Source organism: Pseudomonas sp. OV226, assembly GCF_003148705.1.
Lineage (GTDB): Bacteria > Pseudomonadota > Gammaproteobacteria > Pseudomonadales > Pseudomonadaceae > Aquipseudomonas.
In genome coordinates this window covers 1-26,153 of record NZ_QGGS01000033.1, presented here as the reverse complement: position 1 = coordinate 26,153, position 26,153 = coordinate 1, and the positions used below count along the sequence as shown (strand labels likewise).

The 26,153-nt window shown below is 59.3% G+C and carries 10 protein-coding genes, 1 rRNA gene and 5 pseudogenes; 10 read left to right on the top strand and 6 right to left on the bottom strand.

What is annotated here, in order from left to right; all coding sequences use genetic code 11:
* Window positions 1-53 precede the first annotated feature (53 nt).
* Window positions 54-409 (bottom strand): annotated as a pseudogene (locus C7534_RS30490) (TolC family protein); the annotation flags it as partial.
* Between the two features lie 269 nt (window positions 410-678).
* Between C7534_RS30490 and C7534_RS33430 the strand changes: the two are divergent.
* The 5 genes and pseudogenes from C7534_RS33430 to C7534_RS30480 form a co-directional block, all read left to right on the top strand.
* A pseudogene (locus C7534_RS33430) lies at window positions 679-4,854 on the top strand (retention module-containing protein); the annotation flags it as partial.
* A pseudogene (locus C7534_RS33425) lies at window positions 4,828-6,792 on the top strand (immunoglobulin-like domain-containing protein); the annotation flags it as partial. The pseudogenes C7534_RS33430 and C7534_RS33425, both read left to right, overlap by 27 nt.
* 42 nt (window positions 6,793-6,834) lie before the next feature.
* Window positions 6,835-9,063 (top strand): annotated as a pseudogene (locus C7534_RS33420) (Ig-like domain-containing protein); the annotation flags it as partial.
* Window positions 9,064-9,864: 801 nt separating this feature from the next.
* Window positions 9,865-12,222: pseudogene (locus tag C7534_RS33415) on the top strand (type I secretion C-terminal target domain-containing protein); the annotation flags it as partial.
* Window positions 12,223-12,370: 148 nt separating this feature from the next.
* Window positions 12,371-12,709 (top strand): hypothetical protein, encoded by a 339-nt coding sequence (locus C7534_RS30480; RefSeq protein WP_007948790.1) that lies wholly within the window; start codon window positions 12,371-12,373, stop codon window positions 12,707-12,709.
* A 222-nt stretch (window positions 12,710-12,931) separates the two neighbouring features.
* Here the strand turns inward: C7534_RS30480 and C7534_RS30475 are convergent, their stop codons facing one another.
* The 3 genes from C7534_RS30475 to lapG all read right to left on the bottom strand — a co-directional run bounded on the left by C7534_RS30475 (window position 12,932) and on the right by lapG (window position 16,328).
* Window positions 12,932-13,282 carry a DUF6124 family protein gene (locus C7534_RS30475; RefSeq protein ID WP_408980971.1) on the bottom strand — a complete coding sequence of 117 codons (351 nt, stop codon included), beginning with the start codon at window positions 13,280-13,282 and terminating at the stop codon, window positions 12,932-12,934.
* A 392-nt stretch (window positions 13,283-13,674) separates the two neighbouring features.
* Window positions 13,675-15,621, bottom strand: a complete 1,947-nt coding sequence (gene lapD, locus C7534_RS30470; protein WP_046033202.1) for a cyclic di-GMP receptor LapD — start codon at window positions 15,619-15,621, stop codon at window positions 13,675-13,677.
* 14 nt (window positions 15,622-15,635) lie between these two features.
* Window positions 15,636-16,328: a cysteine protease LapG gene (gene lapG / locus C7534_RS30465; protein WP_109788053.1), complete on the bottom strand. Its 693-nt coding sequence runs from the start codon at window positions 16,326-16,328 to the stop codon at window positions 15,636-15,638.
* 219 nt (window positions 16,329-16,547) lie between these two features.
* On the opposite strand from lapG, the gene C7534_RS30460 reads away from it, so the two are divergent.
* From C7534_RS30460 to C7534_RS30440, 5 genes are all read left to right on the top strand, one after another.
* The gene (locus C7534_RS30460; RefSeq protein ID WP_046033200.1) at window positions 16,548-17,258 is read left to right on the top strand and encodes a GntR family transcriptional regulator; all 711 of its coding nucleotides are present in this window, start codon (window positions 16,548-16,550) and stop codon (window positions 17,256-17,258) included.
* Between the two features lie 682 nt (window positions 17,259-17,940).
* Window positions 17,941-18,717 carry a DUF3050 domain-containing protein gene (locus tag C7534_RS30455; protein ID WP_046033199.1) on the top strand — a complete coding sequence of 259 codons (777 nt, stop codon included), beginning with the start codon at window positions 17,941-17,943 and terminating at the stop codon, window positions 18,715-18,717.
* Window positions 18,714-19,643, top strand: coding sequence for a diiron oxygenase (locus C7534_RS30450; protein ID WP_109788052.1), 930 nt, complete (start codon window positions 18,714-18,716; stop codon window positions 19,641-19,643). Before C7534_RS30455 ends, C7534_RS30450 begins: the two co-directional genes overlap by 4 nt.
* A 13-nt stretch (window positions 19,644-19,656) precedes the next feature.
* The gene (locus C7534_RS30445) at window positions 19,657-23,067 is read left to right on the top strand and encodes a non-ribosomal peptide synthetase (protein ID WP_109788051.1); all 3,411 of its coding nucleotides are present in this window, start codon (window positions 19,657-19,659) and stop codon (window positions 23,065-23,067) included.
* Window positions 23,068-23,090: 23 nt separating this feature from the next.
* Window positions 23,091-23,558, top strand: coding sequence for an SRPBCC family protein (locus C7534_RS30440; RefSeq protein ID WP_046033196.1), 468 nt, complete (start codon window positions 23,091-23,093; stop codon window positions 23,556-23,558).
* A 125-nt stretch (window positions 23,559-23,683) separates the two neighbouring features.
* Here the strand turns inward: C7534_RS30440 and C7534_RS30435 are convergent, their stop codons facing one another.
* Together C7534_RS30435 and rrf are read right to left on the bottom strand one after the other, a co-directional pair.
* Entirely contained in the window at window positions 23,684-25,564 is a 1,881-nt protein-coding gene (locus C7534_RS30435; protein ID WP_109788050.1) for a methyl-accepting chemotaxis protein, read from the bottom strand.
* Window positions 25,565-25,883: 319 nt separating this feature from the next.
* Window positions 25,884-25,999, bottom strand: a 5S ribosomal RNA gene (gene rrf / locus C7534_RS30430).
* Window positions 26,000-26,153 lie beyond the last annotated feature (154 nt).

Here is a 26,153-nt window from a genome sequence, read left to right as displayed (position 1 = left end):
GCCTTGATTCGGTATTGAGTAAATAAATGAATGTTTTTGATCTCCGCGGATTATTGACGCCCCACTTCACTGGACGTCGAAAAGCCGTCGAAAACCTTTTGTGACAAACGCAAATTCGACTCGCTACGGTTCAGTGTCTCCCAACGACTATTATTTGAAGCCTCTCGCGTAGTGACGTTGTCACTGTCGTCACGAACATAACCGCCCAGCAGGTCAACCCGTGGAAGGTATCCCCCTTTAACCGCCTTTAACTGATAATCCGCGGCTAATCGACTATTAACACCTGCCTGGATTTCCGAATGGACATCCAGCGCCTGTTGCATGGTCTGCGCAATGGCTGTGCCTCAACAAACGTGGCGGCTAGAGCAAAGGGTAAAGCCTTGAACAGTTGCAGACGGACGGTTCGAATTCCCGCAATTACTTGTCGTGAATCACCTCACAACGCACGGCCGCGGCGGATGATGGCATCTGGCGCGACCGTATGTCGGAAAGTTTAAAGTTCGAACTGGATCACACTCGGCAGGACAACTCCGCAGGCAAATATCAATGTGACATTACGGGGTCGAGTGTTTAGGATGACAACTGCAAGGTCAATAGTTTGGCATATAGTTAATAGCGAAAAAACATAGACGGTTTATTGACGAATAGCCGCGTCAAAGTTGCGTCTACCCTGTTTCAATGTACGCCAGGACTGGTCAGGCAAAAGAGCCGGCAGGTCATGGAAGTCAACTGAATGCGTTACCCGGAGAGTCTTCAATGAGCAGTGTTGTTGCCATCGTCAAAAGCATTGTTGGTCAAGTTTTCGCGGTGTCCCCTGAGGGCGTCCGTCGTGTACTCGTTGAAGGCGATCGGCTGTTGGTTGGCGATCAGATAGACACTGGCGCATCGGGTGCCGTAACGCTCGAACTGGCTGATGGCCGGACCCTGGACCTGGGCCGCGATACCCAGTGGAGCGGCAGCCAGCCAGACTCCGGCGCCGACCTTGCGCAAGCGACCGCTCAAGCCGCACCGTCGGTTGACGAACTGCAACAAGCCATCGTGGCCGGTGCCGACCCGACCACCGACCTCGAAGCCACCGCCGCCGGCCCTACCGCTGCCGGCACGGGCGGCGCGGCAGGTGGGGGCCACAGTTTCGTGATGCTGGATGCAACCGCTGGCCGGGTGGACCCGACCATTGGTTTCCCGACCGCAGGCTTTGGCACCGCGGCTTTGGCTGCACAGGACACCTTCGGCGGCCAGACAGCCGACACCAACCCGAACCTGCAACGTGAGTCGACCCTGAGCCTGAGCGCCACGCCGACCATCACCGAGGCCGGCGGCGTACTGGTTTACACCGCGACCCTGACCCAGGCGCCGCTGACCGACCTGACCATCACCTTGTCCAACGGCGCAGTGATCGTCATCCCGGCCGGCCAATTGACGGGCACCGTCAACGTGCCATTCGCGCCGAACGACACCGTTTATAACGACCCGACCCGGATCGACGTGACCGTTACCGGCACCACAGGCGGCAACGGCATCATCGTCACCCCGCCGACAACGCCAGCCGTGACCCAGGTCACCGACACCGTCGACACCACCACCGTCACCCTGAGCGCTGCCGCCAGCGTGACCGAAGGCGGCGTGATCACGTACACCGCGACCCTGACCAACCCGGCTCAGACCCCGGTGACCATCACCCTGTCCAACGGCTCGACCATCACCATCGACGCCGGCAACACCACGGGCACTGTCAACGTGCCTACCGCCGCCAACGACGTCTATAACAATGGCAGCACCGTCACCACCACGATTACCGGCGCCACGGGCGGCAACTTCGAGAACCTGGTGTCGAGTACGACACCGGCCGTGACCACCATCACCGACTCCAGGGACGACACAGGCCTCAGCCTGTCGGCGTCCTCCGAAGTGGCCGAAGGCGGCCAGATTCTGTACACCGCGACCCTGACCAATCCGGCCGGCACGCCAGTCACCGTGACCTTGAACAACGGCGCGGTCATTACCATCGCAGCGGGCGCGACCACGGGCAGCGTGAGCGTCCCGGCGCCAGCTGATGATGTCTACAAAGACGCTGGCAAAGTCGAAGTGACCATCAAGGACGCCACCGGCGGCAACTTCGAAAATCTGGTCAAAGACCCGGCGGCCGCGGTCACCAGCGTCACCGACACCCTCGACACTTCGACCGTCACCCTGACCGCCACCAGCAGCGTGGCCGAGGGCGGAACTGTGGTTTACACCGCATCGGTCGGTGCTCCGGTCACCGGTTCGCCCGTGATCGTGACCCTGGCCAACGGTCAGACCATCACCATCGACATTGGTAAAAGCAGCGGCACCGTCAATGCCGTGGTCTCGAACGATGTGGTCAATGGTCACGCACCGGTCACCAACTCGATCACCAACGTCAGCGGTGGCAATTACGAAAATCTGGTCGCCGACAAGACACCGGTCAGCACCAGCGTGACCGACACCATCGACACCACCACCGTATCGCTGACCGCTACCGGCAACGTCAACGAGGGTGGCTCGATTGTATACACCGCGACCCTGACCAACCCTGCCGGCACGCCAGTGACCGTGACTTTGAGCAACGGCGCGACCATCACCATCGATGCCGGTAAAACCACCGGCACCGTGAAGGTCGATGCGCCGAAAGATGACGTCTATAAAGACGCTGGCAAAGTGGAAGTCACCATCAAGGATGCCGCGGGTGGCAACTTCGAAAACCTGGTCAAGGATCCGGCCCCGGCCGTGACCAACGTGGCTGATACCACCAACACCACACGCCTGACCCTCAGTGCTGACATAGCGGTGCTCGAAGGCTCGCACATCACCTACACCGCCACCCTGACCAATGCCGCGCAAACCCCGGTGACCATCAAGCTGAGCAACGGCGAGACCATCACCATTGCCGCCGGCCAGACCAAAGGCTCGGTGACCATCGCGGCGCCTGCCGACGATGTCTACAGGGACCCGGCCTTGCTCACCGTGAAGGTGACCGACGCCAGCGGCGGCAACTTCGAGAAGCTCGACGTCAGCAAGGGGTCCGTCACGACCATCGTCCTTGACACCATCAACACGACGTCGCTGTCGCTGTCGGCGAGCCACACCGTCAGCGAAGGTGGCCAGATCACTTACACCGCAACCCTGAGCAATCCGACAGACACGGCCATGACCGTGAAGTTGAGCAACGGCGCGGTCATACAGATCGCCGCTGGCGCTGCCAGCGGTTCGGTCATCGTCGCTGCACCGGCTGACACGCCGTACGTCGATGGCGGCAAAGTCGCGGCGATCATTGTCGGCCAAAGCGGTGGCAACTTCGAAAACGTCGCGGTCAATTACGCGCCAGCGGTCACCACCGTTGCCGATACGAAAGACACCACCGGCCTGACACTGAGCGCCACCGGTTCGGTCGCCGAGGGCGGCTCGATTATCTACACCGCGACCCTGACGAATGCCGCGGGTTCCGCTATGAGTGTGACGCTCAGCAACGGCGCCGTGATCAACATTGCGAAGGGCGCCACCACCGGCTCGGTGAATTTCGCCGCGCCCAAGGATGATGTATACAAGGACGCCGGCAAAGTCGACGCCAGCATCACCAAAACCACCGGGGGCAACTTCGAAAACCTGGTGGTCGACAAGACACCAGCCGTCACCGACGTGACCGACACCATCAACAACAGCACCGTATCCCTGACCGCCACGGCGCACACGGCCGAAGGCGGCAACGTCGTGTACACCGCGTCCGTCACTGCGCCGGTCACTGGCCAGGCCGTGGTCGTCACTTTGGCCAACGGTGAAAAAATCACTATCGCGGTCGGTGAAAGCAGTGCCTCGATCACCGTCAAAGCCCCGAACGATGTGCTGGTCGGCCACGATCCATTGACCAACGCCATTACCAAAGTGACCGGTGGCAACTACGAGAATCTGGTCGCCGACAAAACCCCGACCTCGACCGCCATCAGCGATACCGTGGACACCACCAAGGTGACCATGACCGCCAGCAACTATGTGGTCGAGGGCGGCACCATCACCTATACCGTCAACCTCAGCAACGCCGCCGGCACTGACATGACGGTCAAGTTGAGCAACGGCGAGAGCGTCGTGGTCAAGGCTGGCGACAAGTCGGGTTCCATCACCGTTTCGGCGCCGGGCGATGACGTCTACAAGGACGGCAGCAAGATCACCGTCGGCATCGCCAGCACCAGCGGCGGCAATTTCGAGAAGCTCGACGTCAGCCAGACCACGCACACCACCACCGTCAATGACACCATCGACACCACGACGCTGAAGCTCAGCGCAGACGTGAGCACCGTCGGCGAAGGTGGCCAGATCATCTACACCGCCACCCTGAGCCACCCGGCCGACACGGCAATGACCGTGACGCTGAACAATGGCCTGGTGATCAACATCAAGGCCGGCGAATCCAGCGGTTCGGTGCCGTACACCGTGCCGAATGACATCTACACCGGCGCACCGGACGTGCGCGCAGCCATCGCGAACAGCACTGGCGGCAATTTCGAAAAACTCGACACCGACCGCTCGGCCGTCGTCACCAAAGTCACTGACACCGCCGACACCACCAACCTGACCCTCAGCGCCAGCGGTTCGGTGCAGGAAGGCGGGCAGATCGTCTACACCGCGACCTTGTCCCATGCCGCTGGCAGCGACATGACTGTGAAGCTGAGCAACGGCGCGATCATCACCATCCTCAAGGATGCGGTGTCTGGCCACGTCAGCGTGGACGCACCGAAAAACGACGTCTACCTGGATGCCGGCAAAGTCACCGCCAGCATCGACCAAGTCAGCGGCGGCAAGTTTGAAAGCCTGGTGCCGGACAAGTCCCTGGTCACCACGAACATCACTGACAGCATCAACGACGTGGTCGCCAAGCTGACGGTGGATAACGCCAGCGTCACCGAAGGCGGCAAGATCACTTACACCGTGACCCTGACCAACGCCGATGGCTTGCCGGTCAATAATCACGGTGACCTGACCTTTACTTTGACTGACGGCACCGTGGTCAAAGTGGCGGCCAACCAAACCAGCGGCAACACCGTGGTGACCACCCAGGACAACCACGTCATCAACCAGCCGGTGACAGTGGTCAATCAACTAACGGGCGTTTCGGGCACCAACACCTTCGAAAACCTGGTACTGAGTACCGACAAGACCAGCGTCACCCTCCTCGACAACGACCACGCGCCAGTGTCCATCGGTGGCGCTGTCACCGGCCTCGAAGACTCGACCATCACCCTGAGCTGGAACGATTTCAAGGTCACCGACGTCGATAACGACAGCCCGCTCGGCATCACCATCACTCAGGTATCGGGCGGTGGCACCCTGCTGTTCAATGGCGTGCAGGTCATCTTGGGCCAGACCATCAGCCAGGCGGATATCGCGCTGGGCAAACTGACCTTTGTACCCGCCGCCAATGAATCAGGCGCCGACGGTTATGGCGGTACCAGCGTTGGCAACAAGGCGTTGGACTACGCGCAGATTCAGTTCAAACCTACCGACGGCTTCAACCAGGGCACTGAAGCGACCTTGAAAGTCGACATCACCCCGGTGGCTGACGCACCAACGCTGAACGTCACCGGCAACAACGTTGCCTCGACGGGGTTGATCAAAGAGGTCTGGACCGGCCTGTCGGGCCTCGGCACCGATGGCAGCGGCGCGGCTACGGGCACGCTGAAAAGTGTCATCGATGCTGCAGGCACACCGAATTCCAGCAGCACCGTCAGTAACGTGCAATCCGGCGGTGATGTGGCCCAAGGCACGGCGTCGAAAACTTCCGGCCTGATCTATCTCGAAGCCGGTAAGACCTACACCTTCAGCGGCACTGGCGATGACAGCCTGCTGGTGACCATTGGTGGCAAGAACATCGCGGCCACTACATGGGGCGCCGGGGCCAACCTGAACGGTTCGTTCACACCGTCTGCCAGTGGCTACTACACGCTGGACATCTACCACCATAACCAGAATGGCCCGGGCAACTACGACGTCAACCTGTCGGTCAACGGCAGTCCGGCGATCGACCTGAGCAGCGCTGGCGTGCCGCTCTACACCGGTGTTACCGACCTTACCCATGCCGGCGTGACGGTTTCCGACCTGCACGGCAGCAAGGGTGAAGGCTACTACGACGGCTACAAACTCAACGAAGGCGCGCAGGGGACCAGCGTTCACCTGTCCGCCATCAACACGGCACTGACCGACACCGACGGCTCCGAAACCCTCAGCGTGAAGATCAGCGGCATTCCGGCCGGCTCGGTCCTCACCGATGGCGCCGGCCACACCTTCACCGCGACCGCGACCTCCGGCGAAGCCAACGTCACTGGCTGGAACCTCGGCACCCTGACCGTGACCCCGTCGGCGAACTACAACGGCCAGTTCAACCTGACCGTGACCTCAACGTCCACCGAGACCCTCGGCGGTTCGGCGCCAAGTACCGCGACGATCCCGGTCACGGTTTACCCGACGGCCTCCGTCAGCGAAGTGGTTGCGACCCTCACCGTGGATAAATCCACCGTGGCCGAAGGTGGCCAGATCACGTACACCGTGACCCTGGCCAACAAAGACGGGATCGCCATCGATAACCACGATGCGCTGACCTTCAAGTTGACTGACGGCACCATCATTACCGTTCCGGCCAACAGCACCAGCGGTTCCGCAACCGTGGTCGCCCACGACGATGTGTACAACGGTGGTCAGCCTTCGCTGGTCAATAAGCTGGAAACTGTCTCCGGTGGCAACGAGAAGTTCGGGCCGACGCTGGATAAAACTCAGTTGACCACCACCGTCACCGACGAGCCTTCGGGTCAGGGTGATCAGACCACCGTGGGTATCAGCGGCACGACGTCGGTGGATGAAGGCCACGCTGCGCATTACACGCTAACGCTGAGCAACACCGCTCAGACTGAAGTGACAGTCACCCTGAAATACAGCGGCACCGCGACCAATGGCGTGGACTACACCGGTGTGGTCAACGTCAAGATTCCGGCCAACAGCAACAGCGTCGGTTTCGATATCAACACCCTTCATGACAAGCTGGCCGAAGGCACCGAGAACTTCAAGATCGCCATTGACTCGGTCAGCGGCGGTAACTTTGAAAACCTGGTTATCGACTCGGCCCACCAAGATGTCAGCACCAACATCACCGACCACGACCACGCCCCAGTGGCAGTCGGCGGCGCTGTCACCGGTGTCGAAGATACGGCCATCACCTTGGCCTGGGACAACTTTCACGTCACCGACGTCGATAATGACAGCCCGCTCGGCATTACCATCACCCAGGTATCGGGCGGTGGCACCCTGCTGTTCAACGGCGTGCAGGTCACCTTGGGCCAGACCATCAGCCAGGCCGATATCGCGCTGGGCAAACTGACCTTTGTGCCCGCCGCCAATGAATCGGGCACCGACGGTTATGGCGGAACGGGTGTAGGCAACAAAGCGGCGGATTACGCGCAGATCAAATTCACGCCTACCGACGGTTTCAACCACGGCACTGAAGCGACGGTGAAAATCGACATCACGCCGGTGTCGGACACGCCGACCCTCACTGTCGACAGCAACACCGTCACCTCCACGGGCCTGATCAAAGAGGTCTGGACCGGCTTGTCGGGCCTGGGCACCGATGGCAACGGCGCGGCTACAAGCACGCTGAAAAGTGTCATCGACGGCGCGGGTTCACCGAACTCCAGCAGCACCGTCAGCAACGTGCAATCGAGTGGCGATGTGGCGGCTGGCACCGCGTCGAAAACGTCGGGCCTGATTTACCTCGAAGCCGGCAAGACCTACACCTTCAGCGGCACCGGCGATGACAGCTTGCTAGTGACCATTGGCGGCAAGAACGTCGCAGCCACAACGTGGGGCGCGGGGGCCAACCTGAACGGCTCGTTCACCCCGAGCACCAGTGGTTACTACACGCTGGACATCTACCATCACAACCAGAACGGCCCGGGCAACTATGACGTCAACCTGTCGGTCAACGGCAGCCCGGCGATCGACCTGGGCAGCGCTGGCGTTGCGCTGTATACCGGCGTTGCCGACCTTACCCACGCCGGCTTGACGGTTTCCGACCTGCACGGCAGCAATGGCGAAGGCTACTACGACGGTTACACGTTCAATGCGGGTGCCGAAGACACCAGCATTCAACTGTCTGCAATCAAGGCAGCACTGACCGACACCGACGGTTCCGAAAGCCTGAGCGTGAAAATCAGCGGCATCCCGGCAGGCTCGGTCCTCACCGATGGCGCGCCGGGCCACACCTTCACCATGAACGGCACCGGAACCTTCGGCGAAGCCAATGTCACCGGCTGGAACCTGGCCACGCTCAAACTGACACCGCCGACGAACTTCAATGGCGACATCAACCTGACCGTAACGGCCACCGCCCAGGACGGCACTGCCGCTCCAGCCAGCACCTCGGTGCCACTGGTGATACACGTGGCCCCGGTCGATGACCCGAGCGTCCTGATCCAGGACACCAGCACGGTCACTGAAGACCACGCAGCCACAGGCAACGTGCTCGAAAATGACCACGATGTCGACAACACGCTGAGTGTCGCGACATTCACCGTACAAGGTGTCACCGGTGTCTTTAACGCGGGTCAAAGCGCGCCAATTGACGGGATCGGCAAGGTGACTATCGGCGCCAACGGCGACTACACCTTCACCCCTGCGCAAAACTGGAACGGCACCGCGCCGACCATCACCTACGCCACTAACACTGGCTCCACCAGCACGCTCAACATCACCGTCACGCCGGTCAACGACGCGCCGACCGTCAATTCCACTTTCGCCCAAGGTGATGAAGATCATTTGATCGCCGTGCAGCTCGGCGGCAATGACATTGACGGCAACATCGATCACTTCACCCTGACCAGCTTGACAGCCAAGGGCAGTTTTTACGCGGACGCCGCCGGGACCATTGCGTTGACCACCAGCAGCGTGATCGCCGCCACCGGCAACGGCGCAACGGTTTACTTCAAGCCCACCGCCGACTGGAGTGGCACCACCAGCTTCACTTACAAAGCGACCGACGACGGTGGCCTGCCTTCTGCGTCTTCGGCGACCGGCACCATCGTAGTCGCCCCCGTAACCGATACCCCGAGCCTGACGCTGACCGGTGGCGGGACAGTCATCTCGACTGACCTCCAGGAAGTAGCGCTGAACACCTATGGCGACGTCAATGTCAGCCAGCTCGGCAACGGCGCATGGCACACAGACAACAACGGTGGCATGGTCGAAATCGGCAAGGCCAGCGTTTACGGTGCGGGTGGTGATAACCAGGTCATCGAACTGGAACGTAATGCGGGCGATGCCAGCAATCTCTACACCGAGATCGCTGCCAAGGCCGGCACCACCTATAACGTATCGTTCGACTATGCACCGCGTGCGGGTGTGGCTGATTCGCTCATCAACGTGTACTGGGGAAGCCAACTCATTGGCACCCTGAACACCGCGACCCCCGGCATGCAGCATTACAGCTTTGACATTCCGGTCACTGTCGATGGCACCCAGAAACTCGAGTTCCGCGCCGGGGACAGCAACAGTCTGGGCGGCGTTCTGGACAACATCAACGTCACTCAGATGCTCAACTCGGGCCTGGAAGACAACGCGATCCTGTTGTCCACCATCGTCGCCAAGACCACTGACGTCGATGGTTCGGAAACACTCAAGTCCATCACACTGAGCAACTTGCCTGCAGGTTCCACACTCACCGACGGTACGGGAAGCCACACCTTCAGCGCTGTCGATGGTAAGACCTCGGTGGACATCACGGGTTGGAACCTGTCCACGCTTAAACTGACACCGCCGGCGAACTTCAATGGCGACATCAACCTGACCGTAACGGCCATCGCCAAAGACGGCGATGCTGCACCCGCCAGCACCTCGGTGCCACTGGTGGTGCACGTCGCGCCGGTCGACGACCCTAGTATGCTGACTGCCGACCTCAATACCGTCCTCGAGGACAAGGTCGCCACCGGTAACGTACTGACCAATGACCGCGATGTGGATAACGTCCTGACCGTGGCCAAGTTCACGGTGGGTGGCACCGAGTACACCGCAGGGGGGACTGCCAACCTCGCGAACGTTGGCAAGCTGACCATCGGTGCCAACGGTGAGTACAGCTTTACCCCGGCCGACAATTGGAGCGGCAAGGTGCCGACGGTGACCTACACCACCAACACCGGCTCAAGCACCACGCTGGACATTAGTGTGACCCCGGTCGCGGATACACCGACCGTGTCCGCCACCACCACCCAAGTGGCCGAGAATGGCAGCATTGCGCTGGGCTTGACTGTAACGTCGGCAGACAAAGATGGCTCTGAAATCCAGACCATCACCAAGATCGGCGGCATCCCGGCTGGCGCGACGCTGACCGACGGCACGCACACCTTCACCAGCACAACCGCTAACGGTGCCATCGACAACCTCAGCGGTTGGGATATGAGCAAGTTGAGCTACACCCCGGCACCGTATGCCACCGGCACCAACACGCTGACATTTACGGCCGTCTCGACCGAGAGCCAGGGTGGTTCCGCCACCAGTACGACCCAGATTCCGATCACGATTAATCCGGCGACCTACAACGCCATTACCGCAACGTCCGGCAGTGACACCATCACCGGCACCGGCGGCAACGACATCATAGTCGCCGACATCGGCGGCCTGACCGTGGTCCCAGGCACCAACTACAACATCGCGTTCATGGTCGACAGTTCGGGCAGCATGAGTTCGTCGTCGATCAACGCCGCCAAAGACTCGCTGACGTCGGTGTTCAACACCCTCAAGCAGAGCATGGGCGGCAACTCAGGAACGGTGAACATCTTCCTGGTGGACTTCGATACCCAGGTCAACAGATCGGTATCGGTCGACCTGAAAAATCCGGATGCCCTGACCTTGCTCAAATCGGTACTGGACTCGATGTCGTCCGGCGGCGTGACCAACTACGAAGATGTATTCAAAACCACGGCCAACTGGTTCCAGAGCGCCGCCGCCGTGGCCAACACCGGGGCGAAGAACCTCACGTACTTCATCACCGACGGCCAGCCGAACTACTACCAGACGGGCGAGCAGCCCAACCCGACGCTGTACGGCAGCGTGAAGCTCGATGACGTGGTGAAAACCAGCAATTACAAGCCGGGCGATACCTTCTCCACGACAATCGACAGTACTCACAAACTGACCATCGACAGTGACGGGTTTGCGACGCTGTACACCTTGGTAGGCTCCAAGAACTGGAAAGCCAGCGACGTGGGCACCATTCACGCGCAGGGCGATGGTACTTACGAGTTGTCGACCCTGACGGACAGCGGCAATACACAGACCCTCGTCGATAACTCCACCTCCAGCTTCGCGCTGCTGAGCAATGTGTCCAACGTTGAAGCCATTGGTCTGAACAAGGGTGTCACCCTTACCGACCTGAAACCGTACGACTCGGACCATGCGCCGCAAACCAACATTGATCCGAGTAACCTGGCCAACTCGATCATCGGTCACACCGAAGCGACACAACCAGGTTCCGACACGGTCAATGGCGGTGACGGCAATGACATCCTGTTCGGCGACCTCGTGAGCTTCAACGGCGTTGCCGGCGAGGGTTATCAGGCGATGCAGGCGTTCGTTGCCCAGCAGACCGGCGTCGACGTCAGCAAAGTCACCACCAGCAACGTGCACCAGTTCATCACCGAGCACTACACCGCGTTTGATGTGTCCGGCGCCCATGACGGCAGCGACACATTGTTGGGCGGCGCGGGTAACGACATCCTCTTCGGCTCGGGGGGCAACGACAGCCTCGACGGCGGCAAGGGTAACGACATCCTGCTCGGCGGCACTGGCAACGACTCGCTGATGGGCGGCCAGGGCAACGACATCCTGATTGGCGGTTCGGGTGGCGACACCTTCGTGTGGAAGTCTGGCGACACCGGTAATGACGTGATCAAGGACTTCAAGGCCAGCGAAGGTGACCGCATTGACCTGGGTGATCTGTTGCAGGGCGAGAGCGGCAGCACCATCGACAACTTCCTGAAAATCAGCACCGTCGATGGCGTGTCGTCGCTGCAAGTCAGCTCGGGCGGCAAGTTCAACTCCGGCGACGCGGCAGCCGCGACACCGGACGTGACGATCAAGCTCGAAGGCAACAACTGGTCCAGCGCCAACATCAACTCGTTGATTGCCGGCAGCGACCCGACCATCAAAATCGACCACAACAACAGCTGATCAAACGAAAAACGGCCGCCCTTATGGGGCGGCCGTCACGTTTGCGACCTTCACCACGGTGACGATTTCGTCGCCGCACCGCATACTCGCGTCCAGTTGGCCTATGCTGCTGACAGCATGACGCTGGTCCATTTCTGAGGGATGCTCAATGTTCTACGTGCAACGCGATGCGCAAGGCCAGTTAGTGCGCGTGGAAGCCGCGGCCTACGCCGAGGCCACGGAAACGCTGCCGGCTGACCACCATGAAATCCAGGCCTGGTATGCCAACGAAGTGATGGAGACCAGCCTCAAACAGCTCAAGCAGAGCGACCTGGAAATGATCCGGGTACTCGACGACTTGATCCAGGTGCTGACCAGCAAAGGCGTGATCCGCGTCACCGACCTGCCGCCAGCGGCACAGGCCAAGTTGATGGACCGGACCCAGGCCCGTGAAGCCTTGGGCGGGTTGAGCCATTTGATTGATGATGAAGAGACGGGGTTGATCTAAGGCCCCGCCTTTTTTGGTGTCTGTTCTGGCGCCTTCGCGAGCAAGCTCGGCTCCTACAGGGATTTCGGTCGTTCCAGATCGTTCCCACGCTCCGCGTGGGAATGCCTCAAGGGACGCTCCGCGTTCCGGTTCCAGCCTCGCCACCGGCATTGCGCCTGGCACCGATGTGACGCAGAGCGTCACGGGCTGCGTTCCCACGCAGAGCGTGGGAACGATCAAGAACTAGCCTGGCAATCCTTCCGAACCCGGCGCCAACTCTGGCGATTCAAGGTGATCCAGCGCCCGCTCCACCAATAAATGAACCCCATCGGCTATCCGGCTAAGCCCCAGCGCGACACAGCGGCGTGAGTCTTCTACATCGTCTGCAAGATCGGCGGCGATGGCGCTGATGGAGCGCAGGTCTTCGGAGGCGTTGGCGAGAAGGGCTTCGGTGGGGATGTCGGGGGAGACGGTGAAGAGATGGCCTCTGCGGGGAGAAGGCGGATTGGGCGTTACTTTGAACATAAGAAAAACTCCTAAACAGTCAGTTGAGACCGTCACCGTTCGCTTGCACGCGAATAGGGTGGCGGCCATGCGCAGGTGTGCAAGACCGGGACTGTTTAGGACACCCAGCAGATCCGAAGATCTCCTGCGCGCAGCCGCCATAAAGCAGCGAGCATACAAATGCTCATCGTGAGATATGGCAATACGCAACCTAAACAGTTTGGTCGGACTTGCACGTCCGTGTCACCGAATTTTCAGTGACAAGGCCAGACTAGACCTGCCCATTACCCGGAACAAGTTCACCAAAACCGACGCAACTCGAAGGAAATCTCCTAGGAATTTGCCTTCAGATTTTCCGGTGACTGCACGGACGCCATCGCGAGCAAGCTCGGCTCCTACAGAGATTTTGGTCGTTCACACAGTCTGTGTTCACTGAAGATCTGCCGGCTCCGGGCGGCGTTCCGACGATGAGGGCATCAGCCTCACTGCCAAGGCTTGGGCTCACCAAACAACTGCCCCTGAACCCCATAAATCCCCATCTCCCGAATTACCGACAGCTCCCCTTCGGTTTCGACCCGCTCGGCAATCAGCGGCAAATCGATGCTGTGCGCCGCGCGCTGGATCGCTTCGATGAACAGGCGCTTGTCGCTCTCCTGATCGATCGCCCGGATGTAACCGCCATCGATCTTCAAGTAGGCCAAGCCAAGCCGCGCCAGGTTGCCGATCATGCTGAAGCGGCCGCCAAAGCGCTGCAGGCTCAAGGAGAAGCCGAGTTCTCGCAGGCGCCGCGTCAGCTCTTCCAGCATCGCTTGCTCTGGCAGTTGTTCCTCGCCGATTTCCAGCGTCAGGCGCGGGCCCAGATTGGAATGGGCGCGCAAAATCTCGAAGATTTTATTCAGCGCCTGCGGATCGCCCAACGTCGCCGACGACAGGTTCAACGCCAGCGACTCTTCGTGGTCGGCCATCTGCTCAAGCACCAATTCCAGCATCAGTCGATCCAGCCGCGCGGTCCAGCCAAAACGCTCCAGCCATGGCAGGAAGCGCCCGGCGGGAATGGTCTGCCCCTGTTCGTCGAGCAAACGCGAAAGCACTTTGTAATGCAGCACCAACTGGGTGTCCTGGCTGGCCACGACCGGCTGGAAATACAACTGGAACCGCCGCTGCTCCAACGCCTGGTCCAGCAAGTTGTTCCACGCATGATGGTCATCGCCGACACTGGCCGATGCGCTGTGATCCAGGCACGCCCAACTCGGCTCGCCCTGGGCTTCCGCCTGGGCCAACGCCTGATCACCCAGCCCGAGCACCGCTTGCGGCGAGTCGCCATGAACGAAAGGCGCCAACCCGATCGACGCCACCGAGGCCACATCGGTGGCGCCTGTCGCATGCAGGCTCGCCAAGGCACTGTCGAGGTTCTGCGCCAGTTGCAACGCTTCTTCACGCACCAGCCCCGGCGCCAGCACAGCGAACTCACCGCCGCGAATCCGCGTGACGAGGTTTTGGGTTTCGGGGTACTTGGCACACTCGCGGGACAACTGCTCGCCCACGGCTTTCAACAACTGGTCGGTACGCTGGCCGCCCAACCGCTGGTTCAATCCGGCCAGGTCCTTGACCCGCAACAGCAGCAGATATCCCGAACTGGCCTGCTCCGGGTTGCTCACCCGGGCGTTCAATTGCATCTCGAAATAACGACGGTTGGCCAGCCCGGTCAGGTTGTCCTGATAGCTCTCGACCCGCAGTTTTTCACTGCGCTCGGCCTGCTCCTGGAACAGCGCCTTGAGCTTCTCGACCATCTGGTTCATTGCCTGCACCACGCGGCGCAGTTCCGGGGTGCGTGGCAGTTCCGGCAGGCTGAGGAACTCGCGGCGGGCGATGGCGTGGGATTGCTGGACCATGTAGTCCAGCGGCTTCAATTGCCGGCGCAACAACAACGCGCCCAGCGCCGCGCTCACAGCGCCGCAAAGCAACAACCAGCCCAGACTGCCCAACGCGCTCTGCCACAACTTGGCCAACGCGAACATCGGGTGGCTGACCACCTCGACCCGTGCCGCCTGCTCCCAGCCCCGGCTGACAATCGCATCGCCGCCCGCGGCTTCAAGGCCGATCATTTTGACGAACCAGTCCGGCACGTTGTTCACCGCCGGAATCCCGCTGCGTTCGACAATGGTTTGGTCGTTGCTCAGGTCGACCACGCGAATATTTGCGTAGTAACCGCTGTCGAAAATCGAGCTCACCAACAGCTCGACCATCGCCGGGTCGTCGATGTTCGGCGTCAGGGACAGCGCCAGTGCCGTCGCGGCGTCCTGGGCGTGGGAGCGCAACTGGTTGACGTACTGCGTGCGCGAGCTTTCCAGACTGACCATGAAGCTACCGGTGAAGGCGACGACCAGGAACAGACAGATTGCGATCAACAGCTGTTTGAACAAAGACATCTGAGCGCGTGCTCCTAGTTAGTCGTTTCGACCGGGAAACCTTCGGCCTGCATTTTCTTCAACACGTCCTGCCAGCGGGACAGGCGCTTGGTGTCGCCGACTTTTTTATTGCCCTTGGCGCCGGGCAAATACAGACCTTCGGCATTGAAAGAGTAGACGGGTAACAGATCGGTCCGCTGGCTGGCTGGTTTTATCTCGTTGATCAGGCTGTCGAGCACCAGCGGCATGGCCTCGGGGCTCGAATAGTAGGTCAACACCATGTGCGCCCGATTCTGGCGCAACGCCTTGACGTAGGTGATGCGTAACTTGTCACTGGAGACGCCGAGATGACGCAGGCTGAAATACTTGGCAATCGCATAATCTTCGCAATCACCGGCGCCCTTCCACAGCGCTTCGATGGGCGTTTCCCAATAGTCGACCTCGTGCCACAGATCGATATCCTCGACGTAACGCACCTGCTTGTTGAAGAACAGGTTGACCACTTTGAGCTGTTCTTGCTCGCTGACTTGCTTCTGAGTGGCCAGCAAATGCTGCCAGGCATCGATCCGTTGCTGCCCTTCACCTAACGGTCCGTATAAGGCTTGCGCACGGCGGCTGATCAGCGAAAAATCCCAATCGGCCTGCAAGCCGCCCAGCATGAGGCCGGCCAGTAGCAGCGCACAGCACAGCCAGCGCAAAGTCCGTGGGATCGCGAAACGTACCGCCAATGCGAGGCATCCAGATCAGGCAAATGGTATTCGGCCGATGGTGCAGGTTAGCCCGATAAAAGACAATGGCACGGTGCAATCACGAACGGCACGCTAGACTTGTATTGTGATTGACATAAAAAGAGTGCGATTGAAAAACCTGACTTGTTTGACAAGCTCCATTGCAGTCTCTAGTGTCCATTTGGATCCAAATATTTCAGTCGAATAGGGTGCGTAGTAGTGCCACAAAAGACCAACCCTCTCAGCAGCATCAAGGTCAGCGGGCCTATTCCCGCCCACCTTGCACGTTCGGTGATCGAAGAAACGCTGCGCGCGGCGATTCTCGATGGACGCATCCCTTGCGGCACTGCATTGCGCCAGCAAGACCTGGCCGATTTGTTCGGGGTTAGCCGCATGCCCGTGCGCGAAGCCTTGCGCCAGCTCGAAGCCCAGGCGCTGCTCAACGTTGTCGCCCACAAAGGCGCCGTCGTCGCACCGCTGGTGCAGGGCGATGCGGTTGAAACCTATGCACTGCGGATTTTGTTGGAATCTGAAGCGCTGCGACTGTCGATTCCACTGCTTGAGAAAGAAGACTTCGAAGCAGCGGCCCGTCATATCGACGACATGGAGACAGAGCACGACTACTCGGAGATCGGTCGGCTCAATCGCCTGTTCCACATGTCGCTGTACGTCAAGGCGCCTAACCGTCGCCTTCTCGGTCTGATAGAAGAAGGGTTGAACGAGGAAGAACGCTTCCTGCGCTTCAACCTCGAAGCGATGGGCTTGGGCAAACTGTCCCAGGATGATCACCGAGCGATGTTACTGGCGGTGGAAGACCGCGACATCGAGCGCGCGGTAACGATGCTCGAGAATCACCTCAATCGGGGTGTCGAGGTCATTACACGCTACCTCGCCAGCCCTGAAGCGCTGAACAAGAAAACCTCCCGGTAAACCGTTCTGGCCAGTTGAGCGAGCAGATCAAACTGCTCGTTTTCGCTTGTCACGACGGCGCAGAACCCCACGCTAAAGCCTTGCCCTCGATTTCCCCCTCCCAAGCCCCGTTATTGCACTGAGAAGATGACATCTCAGCGATAGCGGCTGCCGTGATTTACGCTCACTCTTGGACTGCCAACAACCAATGAACGGGCGACGCTGCGCACCTGTGCAACAGTCCCCGCACCAAGAACCTAAGGAAGGAGTCTTGTCACGGGAACGGAAGCACCGGCGTTGGTCCCGGCCAACTTCCACCCTCTAAAGTCACCTCATTGATTTAACTAAGAAAGTTGCTACGAGTGAGGCATTCACTCTTCATTTGAATTTTGACTTTCATTAGTCGAAAGGAGCAACTACGTCCAAATAAAACTTAAACCCAAAGTTTTATCGGAACTTGTCACACTCGAAAAATATGAACTTTAATTTAATTAAAAAATAACTTGCCGGATACTTTATTCGTGTATTAGTTTTTGTTCGCCGCACTGAATACAGGCCTGCAACCCTTTATCTGCGGACCACTACTCACTCATACAGACCCATTAGCCTGAGGCCTTTGCTCGCCCACAGAAAACTTTAAACGACAGAGGCTTATTGGCCGAAACTTCCTTAATCGCACTTTCGACCACATATAGGTTCGCTCATGAAGCCGAATAAAGACCGCCTCAACCAGAAGAAAGCAGAACTTAGTGCGCACCCGATCTTTTCTGAAATACATTCGCTGTCGGTACTTCAACGCTTTATGGAAACCCATGTATTTGCCGTGTGGGATTTCATGTCGCTGACCAAGCGCCTGCAACAAGAACTGACCTGCGTTCAACTGCCCTGGCTACCGCCACGAGATCCGCAGGCCGCGCGCCTGATCAATGAAATCGTGTTGGGTGAAGAGTCCGATGATCGTCCTGCCCACGGTCATTACAGCCATTTTGAGTTGTATCTGGATGCGATGCGCGAAGTCGGCGCCAGTACGGTCGCGGTGGAGCGCTTTGTCGCGTTGCAACAAGAAGGCGTTAGCTACGACGTCGCGTTGCAAAGCGTGGACGTTGATCCGGCGGCGGCGCAGTTCGTGCGGCACACCTTGCACACGGCGTTGCATGCCCCGGGGCACAGTGTTGCCGCGGCGTTTTTACATGGTCGTGAGAGTGTGATTCCGCAGATGTTCCAGCGCATTCTCGACGATTGGGGTATTGGCATCGAACAAGCGCCGACCTTCCGTTACTACCTGGAGCGGCACATCGAAGTCGACTCCGAAGACCATGGCCCGGCAGCGGAAAAACTGCTCGCCCGGTTGGTCGATGGCAATCCGCAACGCGAAGAAGACGTCTATGCCAGCGCCATTGCCGCCGTAGAAAGTCGCATCGCACTGTGGGACGGCCTGCGTCTGAGCATGGGCGAGCCTTTGCCGGAGGTGAGCGCATGAACGCCGCCGACTACCAATCCTTCGCCGACGCCTGGGAGAGCCGCGCGACGATCCGCACTCGCCCACGGCGGATGTTGGAAAACGACGACAAGCTGATCTATCCCTTGAGTCGCCAACCGCTGGTGCTGAACGAAACCTTCCTGCGCGAATGCCCGGAGCAACGGGACTTCGCCTTGGTGCAGACGCTCTACAAGTTCATCAATGATGTGGTGATTTTCGAAACCGAGATCGTCGACAAGACCGCTCGCAGCATCGCCAAGAATCGCTTCGCCGTGGCGTTCCCGTTCGCCTGCCGTTACGACGCCATGACCGTGGTGGTGGACGAGGATTACCACGCCTTGGTCGCCATGGACTTCATGCAGCAGACCATCGCCCTGACCGGCATCGCGCCGATGGTGCTGCCAGATGAAATCGAACTCAGTCGAGCCATTCCGGCAGCCGTGGCGCTCGCGCCGGAGCGCCTGCGCAGCCCCGTCGAATTGATTTGCGTGGCCATTGCCGAGAACACCGTGACCGGCGATGTCGCGGCGTTTGCCAAGGACGACACGGTCAAGCAGTCGATCAAAGGCCTGATGGCCGATCACTTGCTCGACGAAGGTCGCCACTCCGGCTTCTGGGCGCGGCTGGTGTGCATCTACTGGCACACCGCGAGCGAAGACGATCGCCATTGCATTGCGCAGATTCTACCGGTGTTCATTGGCCATTACCTGACCAACGACATTCAGAAGTCCTTCGACTTGCGCCTGATCGAGTCCTTGCAGATCAGCGAGACGGCTCGTCAGGCACTCAAGCGCGAAGTCTCGGGACTGGCCTTCCCGATCAACCGTCATCACCCGTTAGTCGCCAACATCGTGCGGTTTTTCCGCAGCAGTTCGCTGCTCGATTCGCCGTGCGTGCAAGACGCCCTCTGCGACTACCTGGTCTAACGAGGAGAACACCATGAGACGTCTCGACATTTTGCTCATTGGGCAAAGCCAGGCCTTGACCGACCTGGCGCTGGAACTTGAACAGCACGGTCATTCGTTAGTGCGGTTCGACGCGCTCAACGAGCAGTCGTCGTTTGATTTGCTGATCGACGATGCGAGTCTGCCGTTTGCCGGTTTCGACGCAACACCGCGACTGACGCTGCAACTGGGTGTCGGCGCATCGCAGGTTTGCGGTTTGCCGCCGCTGGACGTGTTGTGCACGTATAACTCTGCCTTGTTCACTCGCATACCGATCGCCGACGAACCTGGCGGCAATGGCCAGGCATTGCGCCTGCGAGCCATGGCAGAGTTGCTGGATCACGTCGCGCTGCTGGTCAGCCGCTTCTCCCGCGATGCCGACTATTTCCTGCACACCGAACCGGCCGCTCCCGCTCATTTTGAGCGGGTGGAAAACCTGCTGTTTCTGGAACACCTGGCCTTCGTCCACGCGCTCAACCTGACCGAGCAATCCTGGCTGCTGAAGCTGGCTCAGATCTCGATGATCGAGCGTCTCGAACAACGCCTCCACCAGTCGGCCGAGCGCCCCGCGCTGACGATCGGCGAGACGACGCTGAGCTATCGGCAATTGCACGCGCACAGCCGTGCGATCCAGCAGCGTTTGCAACCACTGCTCGATCAACATGAAGGGCCGTTGGTGGTCGCAATCTGCCTGCCCAAATGCAGCGCGCTGTATGCGGGGATCCTGGCGATTCTCGGCAGCGGCGCGGTGTATTTGCCGCTGGAGCCGAGCCATCCTCTGCAACGTCAGCAGTACATTCTTTCCAATGGCGGGGCCGTGTTGTTGCTGCATGACGGCCAGCATCCACTTGCCGATGACACGCCGGGGCTGGACATCAGCCGTATCAACGCCGAAGACGCGGACCTCGAACAACCGTTGATGCGCCACCGACCCGATCTCGATGCGCCGTGCATGGCGCTCTATACCTCGGGCACCACCGGGCATCCCAAAGGCGTGCTGCTCAGTCAGGCCAACCTCGCGCATTTCACGGCGTGGTATGCCGACTACGTGCAACTCACCGAGCACAGTCGGGTGCTGCAGTTTTCTTCGTTGAGTTTCGACTCATCGCTGATCGACATTTTCCCGACCTTGCTTCAGGGCGCCGAACTGGTCGTGCCCAGTGACGATCAACGTCGTGACCCCTTGCAACTGGTCGAACTGATCCGCCACCGACAACTCAGCCACGGTTTTTTGCCACCGGCCTTGTTGAGCATTCTGCCGCTGGATCAGTTGCAGGTGCTGGCTCATGTGATGACTGGCGGCGACGTTTGCGAACCCTGGGTAATCGAGCAACTGACGCGCCAGGGCAAGCTCTACAACCTGTATGGCCCGACCGAAGCCACGGTGCTGATTACCGCGCGACAGTTGCGTACCGGTGACAGCAATCGAACCCTCGGCGCGCCAATTGCCAACAGCCAGGTGCTGATCCTCGATGAAGACTTGCAACCGGTCACCGACCACACGGTAGGCGAGTTGTACATCATCGGTCCGGGGGTTTGCCTCGGGTATCTGAACAACCCGCAGCAAACCGCTGAGCGCTATCTGAACCTGAATGTGTCAGGCGGCCAAACCCTGCGCGCCTACCGTACCGGCGACATGGCGAAGTGGACCGGCGACGGCGTCGAGCTGTGTGGTCGCCGGGATAACCAGGTGAAGATTCGCGGCTTTCGGGTTGAACCGGAAGAGATCGAGCGCTGCCTGCGCGACAGCCAGTTGTTCCGCCAGGTGGCGGTGGTCATCGACAGTCAGCGGCGCATTCTGGCTTTCCTCGCACAGCCTCAGGAAGACCGACCCGGAGCCGCTCGCGAAGCCTTGAAGGCTCACGCGGTGCAGTTTTTGCCGGACTACATGCAACCCGGCGCCTGGACCGAATTGCAAAGCATGCCGTTCGCCAGCAACGGCAAAGTCGACCGCAAGGCGTTGCTTTCAATGCCGGTCAGCGTCTTGGAAAACACCACGCGACGTTTGCCGGCCAGTGCCGATGAGGGGCTGCTGTTGGAGATCTGGGCCGAGTTGCTGGAGCTGCCGGTCAGCGATATTTCTACCGACGAAAGCTTCTTCAATCTGGGCGGCCACTCGATTCTGTTGTCGCGCATGTTGCTGCGATTACGTGAGGAGTTTGGTCGCAGCATCTCCATCAATCGCTTCATCGAGCTGCCGACCATTGCGAAGTTGGCGACCTTGGTGCGTGGCTCTGGTACTGAAGAAGTGCTGAGCGAAAAGGCACTGGCCGATGCTTTCCGTGAGCTGGATATTCAGCCGTTGCCGGTCAGCAAAATGGGCGATGTGCACAAGGTGATCGTCACCGGCGCCAACAGTTTTGTCGGTGTGCACATTGTCGAGGCGCTATTGGGTTGGGGCGCAACGGAAGTCGCGTGCCTGGTGCGCGATGGCGGGGGGCAAACGGCGGCTGAGCGCTTTGCTCATGCCTTGCGCGAAAACCGCTTGGAGCATCTGGACCTGAGTCGGGTGCGGGTTTACGCAGCGGACATTGCCCGTCCATTCCTGGGGCTTTCCTGTGAAGTTTACGAGCGCCTCGACCAAGAGTTTGGTGCACTGGTGCACAACGCGGCCAACGTCAATCACGTACTCGATTACGAGTCGCTGGCGCGGGACAACGTCGAGCCGATTTTCGAGTGTCTGAGGTTGTGTGAAGGGCGCAGCAAGAAAATTTTCAATTTCGTCTCCACACTCTCGGCCTCCAGCACGATTACCGCCGATGGCCGAGTCCTGGAGTTACCCGCCGCGCCGACCCCGCCGATCTACATCAAGAACGGCTACAACCTCTCCAAGTGGGTTGGCGAACGGATTCTTGAACGGGCGCGCGAGCGTGGGGTGCGGGTCAACCTTTATCGCCCCGGCAACATCAGTTTCAACAGCCTGACCGGCGTCTGCCAGCCGCATAAAAACCGCTTGATGCTGATGCTCAAAGGCTCGATCCAGCTCGGTCGTGTACCGGAGTTCGCGCTGAATTTCGACCTGATGCCGGTGGATTTTCTCGCCCGCTTCATCGCCTTCCATGCCAGCCGCTATCAGCCTGAAAAAGCGGTGTTCAACCTGCACAACCCCGAGCCCCTGAGCTGGGACGACTACGTGGCGTCCTTTCGCGAGGCCGGGCGGGAGTTCTCCATGGTCAGCGTCGCCGACTGGCAGCAGCAACTGGACCGGGTCGACAGCGACAACGCTCTGTTCGGCGTGCTCGGGTTTTACCTCAACGGCTTTGAAGAAGACATCGGCGACATCTCGATGATCGGCCACGACAACGCCCAGGCCGGCGTGCGGCAAATGGGTGCGCATTACCCGGAAAAATCCCCGGCGCTGCTGCGTCGTGGCTGCGACTACCTGAAAGAAATCAACTTCATCTGATTCAACCCAAACGGAGCAAAACCATGAGCACTCTGCAACCCGATACCCTGATCAAAAATCCTCAAGGCTGCCACGTCGTGTCCTCGGTGGAAGTGCCGGCCGATGCCAAGGAAGTCTGGGCAATCGTCGGCAACTTTGCCGGCTTCGATCGGTTCATTCCGGCGCTGTCGCACATCGAAATGACGGGTGAAGGCGTGTCGTCCTTGCGCAAGAAATTCTTCAAGGACGGCAACCTCGTGGTCGAACAACTCAACTCGCGAAATGACCACGCGTTGAACATGACCTGGACCACGATCTACAACACGTTGGGCGTGGCCAATTTGTGGGCAGCGATGAGCGTTGAGCCCCTGGGCGCGGGCAAGTCCCGCGCGACCTGGACCATCATCGCCGAGCCGGCGCAGGGAGGTGCCGAGGCACTGCCGGGCTTCAAGGACTTTGTGCAGGGGTTTGCCGATGATGCGATGAACAATGTGTTGAAGTTGTTTGCGTAGGGCTTTCGTTCGGTGGTGATTGATCTACCGCCATAGCGGGCAAGTCTGCTTCCACAGGGATCACCGGAAACCTGTGGGAGCGGCGGTGCGACTTGCCCGCGATTGAACGATAACGCGGTTTTGAATCAGATCTTGAAGCTATCAACCAACTGCTTCAACCGGTTCGCCTGCTGAGACAAGGCATCGCAATCCTTCAATGTTTCATTGAGGTTGGCCACGCTCTGCTGGTTCAGCAGGTTGATCTGATTGACGTCGACGTTGAGCGTTTCCACCACGGCGGTCTGCTCTTCGGTGGCCGCCGCGACTGATTGGTTCATACCGTCGATTTCGCCGATGCGCCGGGTCACGCTGACCAGTCGCAGGCCCGCCTGGTTAGCCACTTCGACGCTCTGTTCACTGGAGAGCTGACTGGCGTTCATAGTGGTCACCGCTTCACGAGAACCGATCTGCAGCGAGGTGATCATCTTGTGGATCTCCTCCGCTGACTCCTGCGTGCGGTGCGCCAGGTTGCGTACCTCATCCGCCACCACCGCAAAACCACGACCCGCTTCACCGGCACGGGCCGCCTCGATGGCCGCGTTCAGGGCCAGCAAATTAGTCTGCTGGGAAATACCTTTGATCACATCCAGAATGTGCCCGATGTTATCGGTGCTGGCGTTCAGGGTTTCGATTTGGGTGCAGGACAGGCTGATTTTCTGCGACAGTTCGGTCATCGCCAGAATCGTTCGCTCAACCACCTGACGACCATCGTCCGCCTGCTCGCTGGCACCACTGGCATGCTGCGAAGCGTCAGCAGCGTTGCGTGCAATTTCCTGCGTAGCAGCACCCAATTGGTTAATCGCTGCGGCCACACTGTTGGTGCGAGCGCTTTGCTCGTCGGAGCCGATGATCGAGGCGTTGGACGATGTCATGACCCGTTGCGACAGGTCATGAACCTGGCGGGTGGCCGAAGACACTTCGCTGATCGAGGCGTGAATGCGTTCCACAAACTGATTGAATGAACCGCCCAGCTCACCGAACTCGTCGTTGCTTTCGACGGATAGCCGTCGGGTCAAATCGCCGTCACCCTGAGCGATGTCTTGCATCGCGCGGCCCATGGTCGTCAACGGACGCATCAGCACATTGATCAGCAAGCTCAGCAGCACTGCAATGGCCGTCACGGCGATGAACATTGCGATCAATGCCGAGGTGCGGAACTGGCTCAATGGCGCGTAGGCCTTGTCCTTATCAATCGACAGACCGATGTACCACTGGGCATTCGGCAAACCACTCACCGGGGTGAACGAGAGGATGCGATCCTGCTTGTTCAACGTGACGTCCTGATTACCCTTCTCGATCCGCACACCGGCGTTCGGGTAGATGTCCTTCAGGTTCTTCATGACATGGTCTTTGTCCGGACTGACGATCACCTGGCCGTCGGCGCTGACCAGGAACGCGTGACCGATACCACCGAAGTCCACTGAGTTGATGATCTTCACCAAGGTCTCCAGGCTCAGGTCACCGCCGACTACACCAAGCAACTCGCCATTCTTTTTCACCGGCATGGCGATGGTCACCACCAGACCGCCAACGGCTGCCATGTAAGGTGGGGTCAGCATGGTCTTGTCGACCGCAACGGCTTGTTTGTACCAGGGACGCTGACGCGGATCGTAGCCGTCCGGCATCTTCGCGTCAGGACGCTGCGTGAACACGCCATTGGCCTGGCCAACGTAAGTGAACTGGAAGTTAGAGGTGAAAGCCGGTTGGTCGATCAGGCCCGCAAGGTCCGCGCTGGCGCCTTGGTGCGCGACGTTTTGCGCAAGGCTCTCCAGAACCAGCACCCGGCCACTCATCCAGTTCTGCACGCTGCTGGCGGTCAGATCACCGGCTTGCTGGACAGCGGTTTCGAGACTTTGCCGGATGGTGTTCCGCTGCAAATAGTCGTTGTACAAAGTGAACAACGCGAATGCCAGCACGACGACGCCGGAGGCGGCCAACAAGATTTTATGGCTGAACTTGAGATTCATTTCATAGGACTTCTTATGCAGAAAGTGGGGATGCGTTCCGAGTTGCAACATTCCATGTAACAGCGCAAACGGCATTCTGCGACCGCTCTACTTTGGTGCACGCATGTCTCAACAGTCTGTCGGCACCAGAGCGGGAAATCTTAGAAATTTGTATGAAATGCCCAGGACTTCGGTCGAACGGCGTACCAACGGGAATAGACACAAATAGAAAAGCCAGTCCCTGATTTCCAGAGGCTGGCTTTTTAGTTTCTGTGGTTTTTGGCGTCCTGAAACGACAAAACCCCTGTCTGCGTTAACAGACAGGGGTTTCGGAATTTAATCTTGACGATGACCTACTCTCACATGGGGAAACCCCACACTACCATCGGCGATGCATCGTTTCACTGCTGAGTTCGGGATGGGATCAGGTGGTTCCAATGCTCTATGGTCGTCAAGAAATTCTGTGACCAGCCCGTTACAGCCGTAACGTGCCAGCAAAATAGGTGACTTCTACTAAAACAAAACCCCAACTGCTTTCGCAATTGGGGTTTCGGAATTTAATCTTGACGATGACCTACTCTCACATGGGGAAACCCCACACTACCATCGG

What these genes read in the sequence shown, in the direction of transcription:
- C7534_RS30435 (WP_109788050.1), bottom strand. Translation starts at nt 25,564, where the DNA reads ATGAATCTCAAGTTCAGCCATAAAATCTTGTTGGCCGCCTCCGGCGTC.
- lapD (WP_046033202.1), bottom strand. Translation starts at nt 15,621, where the DNA reads ATGTCTTTGTTCAAACAGCTGTTGATCGCAATCTGTCTGTTCCTGGTC.
- C7534_RS30480 (WP_007948790.1), top strand. Translation starts at nt 12,371, where the DNA reads ATGTTCTACGTGCAACGCGATGCGCAAGGCCAGTTAGTGCGCGTGGAA.
- C7534_RS30440 (WP_046033196.1), top strand. Translation starts at nt 23,091, where the DNA reads ATGAGCACTCTGCAACCCGATACCCTGATCAAAAATCCTCAAGGCTGC.
- C7534_RS30475 (WP_408980971.1), bottom strand. Translation starts at nt 13,282, where the DNA reads ATGGCCGCCACCCTATTCGCGTGCAAGCGAACGGTGACGGTCTCAACT.
- C7534_RS30445 (WP_109788051.1), top strand. Translation starts at nt 19,657, where the DNA reads ATGAGACGTCTCGACATTTTGCTCATTGGGCAAAGCCAGGCCTTGACC.
- C7534_RS30450 (WP_109788052.1), top strand. Translation starts at nt 18,714, where the DNA reads ATGAACGCCGCCGACTACCAATCCTTCGCCGACGCCTGGGAGAGCCGC.
- C7534_RS30455 (WP_046033199.1), top strand. Translation starts at nt 17,941, where the DNA reads ATGAAGCCGAATAAAGACCGCCTCAACCAGAAGAAAGCAGAACTTAGT.